Here is a 16,464-nt window from a genome sequence, read left to right as displayed (position 1 = left end):
CTATATAAATATGAGTTTATTTTTAACATTATTTCAAGACGCTCCAGCAACAGAAGTTTCAAAAGCTGTTGAACAAATAAATGGAGACATGGGAATGCTTTGGATGCTTATCGCAGGTATCTTAGTATTCTTAATGCAAGCAGGATTTACATTAGTAGAATCTGGAATGACAAGATCTAAGAATGCAGTTAACATTGCAATGAAAAATTTATTAGATATATGTGTAGGCTCATTAACATTTTGGTTAGTAGGATACTCTTTAATGTACGGAGACACTTCTAACGGATGGTTCTTCTGGAGCGGTTTATTTCAAGGCGAAGGAGCAGATTTATTTTTCCAAACTATGTTTGCTGCAACAACTGCAACTATAGTTTCTGGTGCAATTGCAGGTAGAACAAAATACTCTACATACATTATTTTCTCTATTGTAATGACTGCTGTTATTTATCCAATTTCTGGAGGATGGCAATGGCAAGGTAGCGGATGGTTAACAGAAATGGGATTCATCGATTTTGCAGGTTCTTCAATTGTACACTCTGTTGGTGGATGGGCTGCTTTAGTTGCCGCTTTTATGGTAGGTCCAAGAATTGGAAAATATGTAGACGGAAAAGTATTACCTATTCCTGGTCATAATCAAATATTAGCAACTTTAGGTGTATTTATCCTTTGGTTTGGATGGTTTGGTTTTAATGGTGGATCTCAACTAGCTTGGGGTGGCGCTGACTCAATTGCTGCATCAAACGTAGTATTAATCACAAACTTATCAGCTGCTGCTGGTGGATTAGGAGCATTAATAACTACTTGGATCTGGTACGGTAAACCAAACTTAGGTCAAACTTTAAATGGTGTACTTGCAGGATTAGTTAGCATTACTGCCGGTTGTGGTAACATGACTGCCGGAGGTGCTGTATTAGCAGGTTTAATTGGAGGTATTCTTGTAGTATTTGCAATTGAATTTATAGAAAAGAAATTAAAAATTGACGATGCTATTGGAGCCGCTTCTGTACACGGTGTTGCCGGTGCATGGGGAACTTTAGTTATTGGTCTTTGGGGAGTTGACGGAGACACAGCTATTGGATTATTCAATGGTGGTGGCGCTGGTCAATTAGGAGTTCAAGCAACTGGAGTATTAGCATACGCTGCTTGGGCAATTGGTTTATCATTTATTGTTCTTGGAATCTTAAAAGCAACAATGGGATTACGTGTAAGTAAAGAGGTAGAAATCGAAGGATTGGATGTTCATGAACACGGATCTATCGCATACCCAGGAGTTAGACAAAGAGAATTTGACGATAAATAAAATATCAAAAAAACAGTTTAGTTATTATTATTCTTAAAAAATCACATAACTTGCTAAAGTAAGTTATGTGATTTTCATACAAAAAAGAATAAACTAAATAAATAATTAACAATTAACTATATCATGAAAAAAATAGAAGCGATTATAAGAAAATCCAAATTCAGCGCTGTAAAAGAAGCATTACACGCAGTAGATGTAAATTTCTTTTCTTATTGGGACGTTACTGGTTTAGGAAACGAAAAAGAAGGACACGTATACAGAGGCGTAAGCTATAGCACTAGCGACATACAACGTAGACACGTATCCATAGTAGTAAATGATGATTTTGAACAAATAACCATAGACGCTTTACTTAAATCGGCTGCCACAGGAGATGTTGGTGATGGTAAGATTTTCGTATCAGACGTAACGGAAGTATACAGAATAAGAACCGGAGAAAAAGGTGGTGAAACTTTAAAGAAAAAATCAAAATAAAAAACACATGGAATTATTAACAATTAACAATGTATGGATGATGATCTGTACAGCACTAGTTTTCTTTATGCATTTAGGTTTTGCATTTTTAGAAATTGGTTTAACAAGACAGAAAAACACACTTAACATTCTTTTTAAAAATATATTCATCATCACAACCGGACTTTTACTATATGCATTAGTAGGTTTCAATTTAATGTACCCTGGCTTCGCAGAAGGTTCATCTGGAATTTTTGGTTTTGCAGGATTTGGACTATCATCTCCATTAACAGCAGAAGGCGCTTTAGACCTTACTTACAATGAAGGTTACACTTACTGGACTGATTTCTTATTTCAAGGAATGTTTGCTGCAACTGCTGCAACCATAGTTTCTGGTGCTGTTGCCGAAAGAATGAAAATACTTCCATTTATGATATTCGCCGTAATATACGTAGGTATCGTTTACCCAGTTGCAGGTTCTTGGAAATGGGGTGGTGGATTTTTAGATCAATTATCAACACCTTTTTACGATTTTGCAGGATCTACATTAGTACACTCCGTTGGTGGATGGGCAGCTGTAGTAGCTGTTTGCTTATTAGGAGCTAGAATAGGAAAATTCAAAAAAGGAGAAATACAAGCAATCCCTGGTCATAACATACCTTTAGCAACCGCTGGTGTTTTAATACTTTGGTTAGGATGGTTTGGTTTTAATGGTGGTTCTGTTTTATCTGCAGATCCTGGATTAACATCTTTAACTTTAGTAACTACCTGTTTATCTGCAGCTGCAGGTGGAGTTGTAGCCGCTATCGTTTCTACTATAATGTATAAAAATTTAGATTTAACAATGTTCTTAAATGGTATTTTAGGAGGATTAGTTGGTATTACCGCGGGAGCAGATCAAATGTCTCCTACAGACGCTATTTTAATTGGCGCTATTGCTGGTGTAATTATTGTTTTTGCGGTTAGCCTAATAGATAAATTAAAATTAGATGACCCAGTTGGTGCTATTGCTGTTCACTTAATATGTGGTATTTGGGGAACCTTAGCAGTAGGTTTATTTGGTAACCTTGCAGGTGTAGATCAATTTATTAGCCAACTAATCGGAGTAGCTTCTTATGCAGTATTTTGCTTAGTAACTTCGTTTATCATTATATACACTCTAAAGAAAACAATGGGAATTAGAGTTAGTGAAAAAGAAGAATTAGAAGGATTAGATGTTCATGAACACGGTATGGATGCATACCCTGATTTTCGTTTAAACGAGCACTAGTCACTTAATTAAAATGACGTTAAAAGTCTGCAAATTTAAAAATTTGTGGACTTTTTTCTTATTTTATGAATATGATAATAAAATTCCCTTAGATTGTCATAAGTAATTTTTTTACACGGTTTTATTGTTTTCATCATAAAAATCACATTAAAACAGCGAGAATACTGAATCCTTTTCAATAAAATACATAGATTTGTATATATAATTGAACACAATATGGAGAAACAAGGATTATACTTACCAGAGTTTGAACACGAAAATTGCGGTGCTGGTTTTATCTGTAATTTGAATGGAGATAAAACAAATCAAATTATACATGACGCCCTAGAAATTCTAGTAAAACTAGAACATAGAGGAGGTGTTAGTGCAGATGGAAAGACAGGAGATGGAGCTGGAATTTTAATAGACATACCTCACGACTACTTTAAACGAGTCTGTAATTTTCCTATACCCGAACAACGCGAATATGCTGTTGGAATGGTGTTTCTTCCAAAAGTAGACAACCAATATAATTTCTGTAAAACCACATTTGAAAAAGAAATAAAACAACAAGGACTTGCCATTTTAGGATGGAGAGAAGTTCCTGTAGACCCTTCTCAATTAGGAGAAATTGCTTTAGCATCAGAACCTAATATTGAACAATTATTTATAGGTAAAACAGATGAAATTGATGAAGCTACCTTTAAAGCTAAATTATATGCTGCTAGAAAAATAGCAGAACACACCATCAGAAAATCTAAAATTTCTGAAAGCAAATATTTTTATATTCCAAGTTTATCTATCACTACAATTATCTACAAAGGTATTATTATGCCAGAAGATATTGGACCTTACTATAAAGATTTACAAGAAATAGATTTAGTAACACGTTTGGCATTAGTACACCAACGTTTTTCTACCAATACAATGCCAACTTGGGAGTTAGCACAACCATTTAGACACATGTGTCAGAACGGTGAAATTAACACTTTACGTGGTAACGTTAGTAGAATGAGAGTTCGAGAAGAAATCATGAAAAGTGATGTTTTTGGACCACAAATAGACAAATTATTCCCAATTATATTACCAGGAAAATCAGATTCTGCTTCTATGGATATGGTTGTTGAGCTATTAACTCACACCGGTCGTTCATTACCAGAAATTATGATGATGATGATTCCAGAAGCTTGGGAAAAACATAAAACCATGTCTAAAGAGCGTAAAGCTTTTTACGAATACAACGGCTGTATTATGGAGCCTTGGGATGGACCTGCTTCTGTACCTTTTACAGATGGAGATTATATTGGAGCCTTATTAGATAGAAATGGTTTAAGACCATCTAGATATACGGTTACAAAAAGTGGTAGCTTAATTATGTCATCAGAAATTGGCGTTGTAGATGTTGCCCCTGAAGATGTAAAAGAACACGGAAGATTGGAACCAGGAAAAATGTTCTTGGTAGACATGAATGAAGGTAGAATTATTCAGGATGAAGAAATAAAAAGTAAAATTGTTTCTGAAAGACCATATCAAGAATGGCTAGACAAATCTCGTTTACACTTAAAAGATGTTCCTTATAATGGTGAAACTTGCCCAATTGAAACCATTGATGTAAAAACGCGTCAACGTTTATTTAATTATACTTTTGAAGATATTCAAGAAGTAATTACACCAATGGCAATTGTTGGTAAAGAAGCTTTAGGATCAATGGGAATTGATACACCTTTAGCCGTTTTATCAGACAGACCCCAATTAATCTCAAACTACTTTAAACAACTTTTCGCACAAGTTACCAACCCACCTTTAGATGGTATTCGTGAAGAAATTGTAACTGATATTAGTTTAAATTTAGGAAAAGATAGAAATATTTTCAGCATTACAAACAGACAGTGTAGAAAATTAAGAATTCAGAACCCTGTTATTTCTAATGCCGATTTAGAAAAAATAAGAAATATAGATATTGAAAGTTTCAAAGCAAAAACTATTGAAATTTTATATCCAAAAGCACAAGGATTAAACGGACTTGAGGATGCTTTAGACGCAATTGTTATTCAGGTTGAAAAAGCAATTGAAGAAAAAAATAACATCATTATATTATCTGACCGTGGTGTAAACCAAGAGTTTGCTCCTATTCCTGCTTTATTAGCATGTTCTTTTGTAAATCATCAATTAAACCGTTTACGTAAGCGTTCTTATTTCGATATTATTATTGAATCTGCAGAACCACGTGAACCACATCATTTTGCAACTTTATTTGGTTATGGCGCTAGTGCTGTAAACCCATATATGGTTAATGAAATTATCAGAATGCAAGTTAAAGAAGGCTTCATAACTGGTATGGACGAGCAAAAAGCTGTAGATAATTTCAACCAAGCGATTGGTAAAGGAATTTTAAAAGTAATGAACAAAATTGGAATCTCTACACTACATTCTTATAGAGGTTCTCAAATTTTCGAAATTGTAGGTTTTAACTCGCAATTTGTAGAAAAATACTTCCCTTATACAGCCTCAAGAATTGAAGGTATTGGTTTATATGAAGTTGAAAAAGAAATTGATCAACGCTATAAACAAGCATATCCAGACAATCAAATTGACAAAAACTTAGGCTTAAATGTTGGTGGAGATTACAGATGGAGAAGAAATGGTGAACGCCACTTATTTAATCCAACAACAGTTGCAAAATTACAGCAAGCTGTACGTTTAAGTGATCAAGCGAGTTATGATGTATACGCCAAAACAATCAACGAACAGTCAGAAAGTTTAATGACAATTCGTGGTTTGTTTCAGTTCGATAACTTAGACCCTATTCCATTAGAAGAAGTAGAACCTTGGACAGACATTGTAAAACGTTTTAAAACGGGTGCCATGTCTTATGGATCTATCTCTAGAGAAGCACATGAAAATTTAGCGATTGCCATGAATAGAATTGGAGGGAAATCTAATTCTGGTGAAGGTGGTGAAGACAGAAAACGTTTTCAAAAGGATATTAATGGAGACAGCAGAAACTCTGCCATTAAGCAAGTAGCTTCTGGTAGATTTGGAGTAACTTCTCATTACCTATCAAGCGCAAAAGAAATACAAATTAAAATGGCTCAAGGAGCCAAACCTGGTGAAGGTGGTCAATTACCCGGAGCCAAAGTTTTACCTTGGATTGCAGCTGCAAGAAACTCAACTCCTTTTGTTGGATTGATTTCTCCTCCTCCACACCACGATATTTATTCTATTGAAGATTTAGCACAATTAATCTACGATTTAAAGAACGCAAACAGAGACGCTAGAATTAACGTAAAGTTAGTTTCTGAAGTTGGTGTTGGTACTATTGCTGCAGGTGTTGCCAAAGCAAAAGCAGATGTTGTACTAATTGCTGGTTACGATGGTGGTACCGGAGCATCTCCTCTTACCTCATTAAAACACGCTGGTTTACCTTGGGAACTTGGTTTAGCTGAAGCACAACAAACTTTAGTTCTTAATGATTTAAGAAGTAGAATTGTTGTAGAATGTGACGGACAATTAAAAACAGGTCGTGATGTTGCTATTGCAGCTTTACTAGGTGCTGAAGAGTTTGGTTTTGCAACCGCTCCTTTAGTTGCTTCAGGTTGTATCATGATGCGTAAATGTCACTTAAACACTTGTCCGGTTGGTATTGCTACTCAAGATAAAGAGTTACGTAAAAACTTTAAAGGAACACCAGAACACGTAATTAACTTCTTCTTCTATATTGCAGAAGAATTAAGAGCAATTATGGCGCAACTAGGTTTTAGAACACTAGATGAAATGGTGGGCCAGACTCATAAAATTAACGCAAACAAAGCAATAAATCACTATAAAGCAAAAGGTTTAGATTTATCTAGTATTTTACACAGACCAACTGCTTATAGAAGCATGATTGTTAAGAATACTGAAAAGCAAGACCACAACTTAGAAGGAGTTTTAGACTTTACTATATTAAAAGATTCTCACAGAGCTTTATATAGAAAAGAAAAAATGAATTTAGCATATCCAATTAAAAATACAAATCGTACTGTTGGAGCCATTGTAAGTCATGAAATCTCTAAAATCTATGGTCACTTAGGTTTACCAGAAGACACGTTAAACATCAACTTTACAGGATCTGCAGGTCAAAGTTTTGGAGCATTTGGTGCTCATGGATTAACATTTATCTTAGATGGTAACACTAATGATTATCTAGGTAAAGGTTTATCTGGAGCCAAATTAATTATTAAGAAACCAGCAAAAGCAGACTTTTTAGCAGAAAACAATATTATTGTTGGTAACGTTTGTATGTTTGGGGCCGTAGCCGGTGAAGCGTATATAAACGGAATTGCAGGAGAACGTTTTGCAGTTCGTAACTCTGGTGCAACAGCAGTTGTAGAAGGAGTTGGAGATCACTGTTGTGAATACATGACCGGTGGTAAAGTAGTTGTTTTAGGTAAAACAGGTAGAAATTTTGCTGCAGGTATGAGTGGTGGTATCGCTTATGTATATGACCCTAACAATACATTTATAAACGGACTTTGTAATACAGAAACTATTGAGTTCGAAGAAATCTCTGAAGAAGTTGCTGCCGAATTAAAAGCAACAATAGAAAAACATGTTTTATATACAGACAGTAAAAAAGGTGCAGAATTGTTAGCAGATTGGGACACAAGTTTAAAAAACTTTGTAAAAGTAATGCCAACTGAATACAAGAAAGCCTTAAAACGTATAGAAACAGAAGAACCAATGTTCGAAGAACTAACAATAGCATAATGTCATGGGAAAAATAACAGGATTTAAAGAATTTGAAAGACAGGATGAAACATACACTGCTGTAAAAGATCGTGTAAAAAATTATAAAGAATTTACAGTTCCTCTTTCTGAAGAAGAAATAACAAAACAAGGATCACGTTGTATGGATTGTGGTATTCCTTTTTGCCATAGTGGTTGTCCATTAGGAAATCTAATTCCAGATTTCAATCATATGGTACACCAAGGTGAATGGAAAAAAGCATCATGGATACTACATTCTACAAACAATTTTCCAGAATTCACAGGTCGCTTATGCCCTGCTCCATGCGAACAATCATGTGTGCTAGGTATTATTGAAGACCCAGTTTCTATTGAAAATATTGAAAAAAACATTGTAGAACGCGCCTTTAAAGAAGGATGGATAAAACCTCAACCTCCCAAAAACAGAACAGGAAAAACAATTGCAATTGTTGGTTCTGGTCCTGCAGGATTAGCAGCAGCACAACAATTAAATAGAGCCGGTCATACAGTAACTGTTTTTGAAAGAGATGATGAAGTTGGTGGTTTACTACGTTACGGAATTCCTAATTTTAAATTAGAAAAAGGAATTATCGATAGAAGAGTTGCTATTTTAGAAGCAGAAGGAATTATATTTAAAACAAATGTAAACGTTGGCGTTAACTATAGTGTAAAAGATTTAAAAGCTTTTGACAGTATTGTATTATGTGGCGGTGCAACAGAAAGACGTAGCTTACCAACTCCTGGTATTGATGCCGATGGTGTAGTACAAGCAATGGATTTCTTAACACAACAAACAAAAGTTGTATTTGGTAAGGAAGTAAAAGACCAAATACTAGCTACAGATAAAGATGTAATTGTAATTGGTGGTGGAGATACAGGATCTGATTGTATTGGGACTTCAAACAGACACGGAGCAAAATCTGTGGTAAACTTTGAAATTATGCCAAAACCCCCAGGACACCGTTCACCAACAACTCCTTGGCCTTTTTGGCCTTTACAATTAAAAACTTCTTCCTCGCACAAAGAAGGTGCAGAGCGTAATTGGTTGATCAACACCAAAGAGTTTATTAAAGATTCAGACGGAAAATTAACTGCTTTAAAAACAGTTAATGTAGAATGGAAAATGGTACCAGGTCAAAGACCTCAGCTAATAGAGATTGCAGGTACAGAAAAAACATGGCCTTGCGACTTAGCTTTACTAGCATTAGGATTTACAGGCCCAGAAAGCACTTTAGCAGATAAATTAGGCCTTAAGACAGATGCTCGTTCTAACTACAAAGCAGAATACGGTAAATATCAAACCAATGTAAAAAATATCTTTACAGCAGGAGATATGCGTCGCGGACAGTCTTTAATTGTTTGGGCAATTTCTGAAGGAAGAGAAGCAGCAAGACAAGTAGATTTATTTTTAATGGGTAAAACAGAATTACCTTCTAAAGATGTTACTGGCGATTTAGTTGCTATGTAATTTATCCAAACTATCAACTCTAATGATTCCGTATTTTCGGAATTGTAACGAGTATATATCAAAACTCATCAATAATTTAATTGATGAGTTTTTTTCTTACTTTAAAATAGTAACAATATTTTGGGCGTGCCCATTTTTAAAAGAACATCATCTATAACAACAAACATTTAGCTTTAAAATGGTCAGGCTATCCATTACAAGTCCTCGATCGTACCTCACTGCGGGCTTTTCACTACTATCCTTCACGCGATATTCATTATAAAAAAAAACAGAAGTAAGCATCAACATAAACTACACAAATCAACTGTTTACCTATTCTTTTTCGACCCCTTTTTCAAAATTCCAAAAACTACCTGTCAGATTCACCCTTTTGTTTTAGTTTGCGTATAAATTTTTAACGGCGTATTTTGCACTTCAAATAAAATTAATTAACACAATCAACCACTCCACAACGGTCTAAAATCAATAAAAATATAAGCATAAAAAAAAGCCTTATCAATAAAGATAAGACTTTTTTTGCTCCCTCTCAAGGACTCGAACCTTGGACCCTCTGATTAACAGTCAGATGCTCTAACCAACTGAGCTAAGAAGGAGTTTGCGACACATAAATGTGTTTTGCGAGTGCAAATATAAATCTTTTTATTAGTTGCACAAATGTTTCTTCATATTTTTTTACACTAAAAAGAAAGTATTTTCTGCCTACTAAAAAAACTACAACATCATAATTTAAACTTTCTAATATTTACACACAATACTTAACTACTTCCTCTATTTATTCAGCTATACTAAAATGAACGCATAGTCACCAAAAATTGTAGCCATCTTAATAATTATAGCGAATTATTAAACCCTACAACTATTAGACATAATCCCTTTACCCCTAGATTCACTGAAACGAAATCTAAAAAAGTTTATAACAAAAAAAAAAGCCTTATCAATAAAGATAAGACTTTTTTGCTCCCTCTCAAGGACTCGAACCTTGGACCCTCTGATTAACAGTCAGATGCTCTAACCAACTGAGCTAAGAAGGAGTTTGCGACACATAAATGTGTTTTGCGAGTGCAAATATACATCCTTTTTTAACTTCACCAAACAATTTTAAAAAAAAGATTAAAAAAATACAAAAAAAAGTATTTTGTATTATTATCAATAAATAATACGGGTTTACTACAAAATTTGTATTTTTGATTCTGCATTACATACTTTAAAAAAGTAGAAACTATAATATGGATAAATTTTCGTTTTTAAACGCAGCACACACAGGCTTTATAGCTGATTTATATGATAAGTATTTGATAAACCCAGATGCCGTAGAACCAAGCTGGAGAAGCTTCTTTCAGGGATATGATTTAGCAAATGAAAATTATTCTTTAAAAGAAGAAGAAGTTTCATCAGAAATACCTCAAGAAGTTCGTAAAGAATTTTTTGTTGTCGATTTAATTAATGGCTATAGAACACGTGGTCATTTATTTACAAAAACAAACCCGGTTAGAGATAGAAGACAGTATTACCCTACTTTAGATCTTGAAAACTTTGGCCTTTCCGAAATCGATTTAGACAAAGAATTTTCTGCAGGTGAAGTTTTAGGCTTAGGAAAAGCAAAACTTTCTGAGATTATAAAAAACTTACAACGTATTTACTGTGATTCTATTGGTGTAGAATACATGTATATGCGTAACCCAGAAAAATTAAAATGGTGGCATGAACGTTTTAATAAAAACGACAACCACCCAAACTACTCTATAGAGGCTAAAAAATATATTTTAGGAAAACTAAACCAAGCAGTAACTTTTGAGAGTTTCTTGCAGACTAAATACGTTGGTCAGAAACGTTTTTCTTTAGAAGGTGGAGAAACCTTAATTCCAGGTATGAGCGTTATTTTAAGAGATGCCGCAGAAAAATACGGAGTTAAAGAATGTGTTTTAGGAATGGCTCACAGAGGGCGTTTAAATACGTTGGTTAACATCTTTAAAAAACCTGTTAGAGATTTATTTAGTGAATTTGAGGGGAAAGATTTCGAAGATGAAGACATCGATGGAGATGTAAAGTACCATTTAGGTTTAACGTTAAGTAAAACTTTTAGAGATGGTAACGAAATAAAAATGAATTTAGTTCCAAATCCTTCTCACTTAGAAACTGTAGCTGCAGTAACAGAAGGAATTACAAGAGCTAAAATAGATAGAAAATATAATGGTGATGCTAGCAAAATATTACCAATTATAATTCACGGAGATGCTGCAATTGCAGGTCAAGGTATTGCATATGAGGTAACTCAGATGGCAAAATTGAATGGTTATAAAACAGGTGGTACAATTCACATTGTCGTAAATAATCAAATTGGTTTTACAACTAATTATTTAGATGCACGTTCTAGTACGTACTGTACAGATGTAGCAAAAGTAACTTTATCGCCAGTATTGCATGTAAATGCAGACGATACAGAAGCTGTTTGTCACGCTATGGAAATGGCGTTAGAATTTAGAATGAAGTTTAAACAAGATATTTTCATCGATTTATTAGGCTATAGAAAATATGGGCATAATGAAGGTGATGAACCTCGTTTTACACAACCTACACTATATAAAGCAATCTCTAAGCATAAAAATCCTAAAGATATTTATGCTGCACAATTACTTGCAGAGGGTTCTATAGATGGTTCTTATTTAAAAGAAATTACTACGGAATTCAAAGAAATGCTTGAAAGAGAATTTGATGAAGCCAAAAAAGTGGAAAAATCGATTGTAAGAGAATTTATGCAATCTACTTGGGAAGGATACGAGCGTGAAGATTTAGATGCAATGTTGCTTACCAACGACACAAAATATGATGAAGATAAATTAAAAGGTATTGCAAAAGTAGTTTCTACAGTTCCTGAAGGAGCTAACTTTGTTAGAAAAGCAGAACGTATTTTAGCTGGTAGAGCTAAAATGACTTTTGAAACGAATAACTTAGACTGGGGAATGGCAGAAACGTTGGCCTACGGAAGTTTAATGGAAGAAGGATATAACATTCGTATTTCTGGACAAGATGTAGAAAGAGGTACATTTTCTCACAGACATGCTATCTTGCGTGATGAGGTTACAGAAGAACGTATCAACTTACTAAATACAAACCCTAATAATAAAGGACAAATGACGATCTACAATTCGTTATTGTCTGAATACGGTGTACTTGGTTTTGATTATGGTTACGCCATGGCAAACCCAAATACATTAACAATTTGGGAGGCACAGTTTGGAGATTTCTCTAACGGTGCACAAATTATGTTTGACCAGTATATTTCTGCAGCAGAAGATAAATGGAAGTTACAAAACGGAATTGTAGTATTATTACCTCACGGTTATGAAGGGCAAGGTTCTGAGCATTCATCTGCAAGAATAGAACGTTACTTACAATTATGTGCCATAGATAATATGACGGTTGCAAATTGTACAACACCTTCTAACTTTTATCATTTGTTACGTAGACAAATGAAACGTACGTATAGAAAACCTTTAATTGTATTTACACCTAAAAGTTTATTACGTCATCCGAAAGCAGTTAATACGATTCAAGATTTAGCTACTAGTGAATTTCAAGAAGTTATAGACGACACACTAGCTCCTAAAAAAGTAAAGAAAATAGTTTTCTGTATGGGTAAATTCTATTATGATTTACTTGAAGAAAGAGAAAATTTAAAAAGAGATGATATTGCTTTGGTAAGAATAGAGCAATTATTCCCTTTACATTTAGAAAAAATACAGAAAGTAATAGATAGATACCCTAATGTAGAAGAATACATTTGGGCACAAGAAGAACCAAGAAACATGGGAGCTTGGAGTTATATGTTAGAACGCATGGAGTTAGTTAAACTAACAGTTCGTTCTCGTAAATACTACGCAGTACCTGCAGCTGGTTCTAGTACAAGATTTAAAAAACGTCATAAAGCTGTTATAGACAGTGTTTTTGATACAGAGTAAGTCGCGTTAAGGATTGAAATGACATCCTTTTTTACTGTCAGTTCGAGTCAATTTGCTCTTTTGCAAATTTGTATCGAGAACAGAAGTAAAAAAGATATAATGGAAAGCCTGTTAAAACGCCAAAATAGTTAAAAGAAAATATAAAATAATTAAATAGAGTACCGTATTAATTTTGGTATTAATAAATTAAGAAAGCATGAGTGTTTTAGAAATGAAAGTTCCTTCTCCAGGAGAATCAATTACAGAAGTAGAAATTGCAACTTGGTTAGTTGAAGATGGTGATTATGTTGAAAAAGATCAACCAATTGCAGAAGTAGATTCTGACAAAGCAACCTTAGAATTGCCTGCTGAAGAAAGCGGAATTATCACTTTAAAAGCAGAAGAAGGTGATGCAGTTGCTGTTGGTGCAGTAGTTTGTTTAATTGATACAAGCGCAGCAAAACCAGAAGGTGATGCTCCTGCAAAAACAGAAGCGCCTAAAGAAGAAAAGAAAGTTGAAGTAAAAGAAGCTCCTAAAGCTGCTACTTACGCAACCGGAACAGCTTCTCCTGCAGCTAAAAAAGTTTTAGCAGAAAAAGGAATTGCTCCTTCTGCTGTAAAAGGTAGTGGAAAAGACGGTAGAATTACCAAAGACGATGCTGTAAAAGCAGTACCTTCTATGGGAACGCAACCAGCAAGTGGTTCTAGAGGTACAGAACGCAAGAAAATGTCTATGTTACGTAGAAAAGTTGCAGAACGTTTAGTAGCTGTAAAAAGCGAAACGGCTATGTTAACTACTTTTAACGAAGTAAACATGCAACCAATTTTTGACTTACGAACAGAATATAAAGAAGCTTTTAAAGCGAGACACGGCGTAGGATTAGGCTTTATGTCTTTCTTTACTTTAGCGGTTGTTAGAGCTTTAAAATTATTTCCAGATGTAAACTCTATGATTGATGGAGATTACCAAATTAAAAATGATTTTCAAGATATTTCTATCGCTGTTTCTGGACCAAAAGGTTTAATGGTTCCAGTAATTAGAAATGCAGAAAATTTATCTTTTAGAGGTGTAGAATCTGAAGTAAAACGTTTGGCAATTAGAGCTAGAGACGGTCAAATTACTATTGATGAAATGACTGGTGGAACTTTTACAATTACCAATGGTGGTGTATTTGGTTCTATGCTATCTACTCCTATTTTAAATCCTCCTCAGAGTGGAATTTTAGGAATGCACAACATTGTAAACAGACCAATGGCAGTTAATGGCGGAATTGTAATTCAGCCAATTATGTACGTTGCTTTATCTTACGATCATAGAATTGTAGATGGTAGAGAATCTGTTGGTTTCTTAGTGGCTGTTAAAGAGGCTTTAGAAAACCCAGTTGAGTTATTAATGGACAACAATCCAGCAAAAGCATTAGAAATGTAGTTTCTTTTTGAAACAAGATAAAATAAAGTCGAGTAATTTGGCTTTTTAGATATTGAAAACCTTTTTGAGAAATCAGAAAGGTTTTTTATTTGAAGCTATTTCCTGCTTTCGCTACTCGCTTTTTTGTCATTCTTCCAAAAAGAGCTCAAACAGACCGCTCAATCAGGGCTAGACTTACTAAAAAATTCTTATATAATGACAATATTACACACAGAGAGATTTAGGAACAACAAGGAATCTATAGTTTTTCATCTTATAAAGTTTAAGTAGTATAACTCAATTTTTGCTGTAATAAATAAAATTACATCACGACAAAAATAATAGTAGCATTTAAAAGTTATAATCCACTAATTTCTATTAAATTTAGTGATAAAGAATGCTTTTACAATTCTTAAATATTTCAACAAACAGTAATTAGATATATTACCATGAAAGAAACATCAAAAGAAATAATTCTAAAAAACATAGCAGCACACAAGTCATTTTTTGACACACATAAAACAAAAAATATTAGCTTTCGATTAACACAATTAAAAACGTTAAAAAAAGCCATTCTTCAATATCAACAAAAGATTGAAACTGCTTTGTGGCAAGATTTACACAAATCACCAGAAGAAGCATATTTAACAGAAATAAGTATTGTTATCGGTGAAATTGACAACCATATTAAACATATAAAAAAATGGGCAGCTCCCAAAAGAGTTACTTCTCCACTTCATTTAATTCCTGCTTCTAGTAAAATTATTTACGAACCTTTAGGTACAGCATTAATTGTTGCTCCTTGGAATTATCCTTTTCAACTACTTATAAATACTTTAGTTGGCGCAATTTCTGCAGGTTGCTGTAGCGTATTAAAACCATCTCCAGATACACCAACTGTTGCCAAGGTAATGGAAGAAATGATTTCAGAACACTTTGATTCTAATTACATAAGTGTTGTTCATGGAGGAAAAGAAACCAACACGATACTTTTTGCACAACGTTTCGATATCATTTTCTTTACAGGAAGTCCTAAAGTTGGTAAAGTAGTTATGAAAGCTGCCGCAGAAAATCTAACACCTGTAGTTTTAGAATTAGGAGGAAAAAGTCCGTGTATTGTAGATGCAGATGCCAATATTGATATTGCTGCAAAGCGTATTATTTGGGGTAAATTAATTAATGCCGGACAAACATGTATTGCTCCAGATTATCTTTTTGCCCATGAATCTATTAAAACTGAATTATTAGACAAAATTGCAGAAAACATCAAGTTGATGTACGGTGATAATATTAAACAAAGTCGTTTTTATCCACGTATTGTAAATGAAGATGCAGTAGAACGTTTGAGTGGTCTATTAAACGAAGGAACGATACATACAGGTGGAGAAATCGATATGAAAGAGAAGTTTATTGCACCTACTATTATTGATAACGTTCAACCTGATTTTAAAATCATGCAAGCAGAAATATTCGGACCAATATTACCTGTAATGAGTTTTAATCATATTGATGAAACTATAGATTACATCAATAAAAATGAAAAACCTTTGGCTTTCTATTATTTTGGAAAAAATAAAAATTCGAAAGATATTTTAGCAAAAACCTCATCTGGTGGAGCTTGTATTAATGATACGTTAATGCATGTAAGCAACCACAATTTACCTTTTGGAGGTGTAGGAAATAGTGGATTAGGAAATTATCACGGACAAAATAGTTTTTTTGCTTTTAGCCATAAAAGAGCCGTTGTTACTAACCCAACATGGATAGATTTACCTTTAAAATACATCCCTTTTAAATATTTTAATATTATTAAAAAACTTCTTTAAAAAAAGAACAACATATAAAATCTACTTAGTTCATACAAATAAATTGAAATCGTTTAATTTGTTTTAACGGCTA

The 16,464-nt window shown here is 33.8% G+C and carries 8 protein-coding genes and 2 tRNA genes; 8 read left to right on the top strand and 2 right to left on the bottom strand.

Features of this window, described 5'->3' with window-relative positions; all coding sequences use genetic code 11:
• Positions 1 to 10 precede the first annotated feature (10 nt).
• The 5 genes from H0I29_RS10440 to H0I29_RS10420 all read left to right on the top strand — a co-directional run bounded on the left by H0I29_RS10440 (position 11) and on the right by H0I29_RS10420 (position 9,219).
• Positions 11 to 1,300, top strand: a complete 1,290-nt coding sequence (locus tag H0I29_RS10440; protein WP_218752234.1) for an ammonium transporter — start codon at positions 11 to 13, stop codon at positions 1,298 to 1,300.
• 123 nt (positions 1,301 to 1,423) lie between these two features.
• Entirely contained in the window at positions 1,424 to 1,774 is a 351-nt protein-coding gene (locus H0I29_RS10435; RefSeq protein ID WP_218732701.1) for a P-II family nitrogen regulator, read from the top strand.
• A 7-nt stretch (positions 1,775 to 1,781) separates the two neighbouring features.
• Positions 1,782 to 3,023: an ammonium transporter gene (locus tag H0I29_RS10430; RefSeq protein ID WP_218752233.1), complete on the top strand. Its 1,242-nt coding sequence runs from the start codon at positions 1,782 to 1,784 to the stop codon at positions 3,021 to 3,023.
• Positions 3,024 to 3,239: 216 nt separating this feature from the next.
• A complete protein-coding gene (gene gltB / locus H0I29_RS10425) occupies positions 3,240 to 7,751 on the top strand; it encodes a glutamate synthase large subunit (protein WP_218752232.1) in 4,512 nt (1,503 codons plus the stop codon).
• A gap of 4 nt (positions 7,752 to 7,755) precedes the next feature.
• A complete protein-coding gene (locus H0I29_RS10420; RefSeq protein ID WP_218752231.1) occupies positions 7,756 to 9,219 on the top strand; it encodes a glutamate synthase subunit beta in 1,464 nt (487 codons plus the stop codon).
• A gap of 519 nt (positions 9,220 to 9,738) precedes the next feature.
• On the opposite strand, the gene H0I29_RS10415 is transcribed toward H0I29_RS10420, so the two are convergent.
• Positions 9,739 to 9,812, bottom strand: a tRNA-Asn gene (locus H0I29_RS10415).
• A 364-nt stretch (positions 9,813 to 10,176) separates the two neighbouring features.
• A tRNA-Asn gene (locus H0I29_RS10410) sits at positions 10,177 to 10,250 on the bottom strand.
• Positions 10,251 to 10,445: 195 nt separating this feature from the next.
• On the opposite strand from H0I29_RS10410, the gene H0I29_RS10405 reads away from it, so the two are divergent.
• From H0I29_RS10405 to H0I29_RS10395, 3 genes are all read left to right on the top strand, one after another.
• Positions 10,446 to 13,178 carry a 2-oxoglutarate dehydrogenase E1 component gene (locus H0I29_RS10405; RefSeq protein ID WP_218732697.1) on the top strand — a complete coding sequence of 911 codons (2,733 nt, stop codon included), beginning with the start codon at positions 10,446 to 10,448 and terminating at the stop codon, positions 13,176 to 13,178.
• 196 nt (positions 13,179 to 13,374) lie between these two features.
• On the top strand, positions 13,375 to 14,586 hold the full coding sequence (gene odhB, locus H0I29_RS10400) for a 2-oxoglutarate dehydrogenase complex dihydrolipoyllysine-residue succinyltransferase (RefSeq protein ID WP_208891124.1): 1,212 nt from the start codon (positions 13,375 to 13,377) through the stop codon (positions 14,584 to 14,586).
• 428 nt (positions 14,587 to 15,014) lie between these two features.
• Positions 15,015 to 16,391, top strand: coding sequence for an aldehyde dehydrogenase (locus H0I29_RS10395; RefSeq protein WP_218752230.1), 1,377 nt, complete (start codon positions 15,015 to 15,017; stop codon positions 16,389 to 16,391).
• Positions 16,392 to 16,464 lie beyond the last annotated feature (73 nt).

The sequence above is a fragment of the Polaribacter sp. R2A056_3_33 genome, assembly GCF_019278485.1.
Classification (GTDB): domain Bacteria; phylum Bacteroidota; class Bacteroidia; order Flavobacteriales; family Flavobacteriaceae; genus Polaribacter.
Note: the sequence above shows the minus strand (reverse complement) of the source record. Positions and strands in the feature narration are given on the sequence as shown.

Excerpts from the sequence above, each read along its gene's own strand:
- H0I29_RS10440 (WP_218752234.1), top strand. The coding sequence starts at position 11 with ATGAGTTTATTTTTAACATTATTTCAAGACGCTCCAGCAACAGAAGTT.
- H0I29_RS10435 (WP_218732701.1), top strand. The coding sequence starts at position 1,424 with ATGAAAAAAATAGAAGCGATTATAAGAAAATCCAAATTCAGCGCTGTA.
- H0I29_RS10430 (WP_218752233.1), top strand. The coding sequence starts at position 1,782 with ATGGAATTATTAACAATTAACAATGTATGGATGATGATCTGTACAGCA.
- gltB (WP_218752232.1), top strand. The coding sequence starts at position 3,240 with ATGGAGAAACAAGGATTATACTTACCAGAGTTTGAACACGAAAATTGC.
- H0I29_RS10420 (WP_218752231.1), top strand. The coding sequence starts at position 7,756 with ATGGGAAAAATAACAGGATTTAAAGAATTTGAAAGACAGGATGAAACA.
- H0I29_RS10405 (WP_218732697.1), top strand. The coding sequence starts at position 10,446 with ATGGATAAATTTTCGTTTTTAAACGCAGCACACACAGGCTTTATAGCT.
- odhB (WP_208891124.1), top strand. The coding sequence starts at position 13,375 with ATGAGTGTTTTAGAAATGAAAGTTCCTTCTCCAGGAGAATCAATTACA.
- H0I29_RS10395 (WP_218752230.1), top strand. The coding sequence starts at position 15,015 with ATGAAAGAAACATCAAAAGAAATAATTCTAAAAAACATAGCAGCACAC.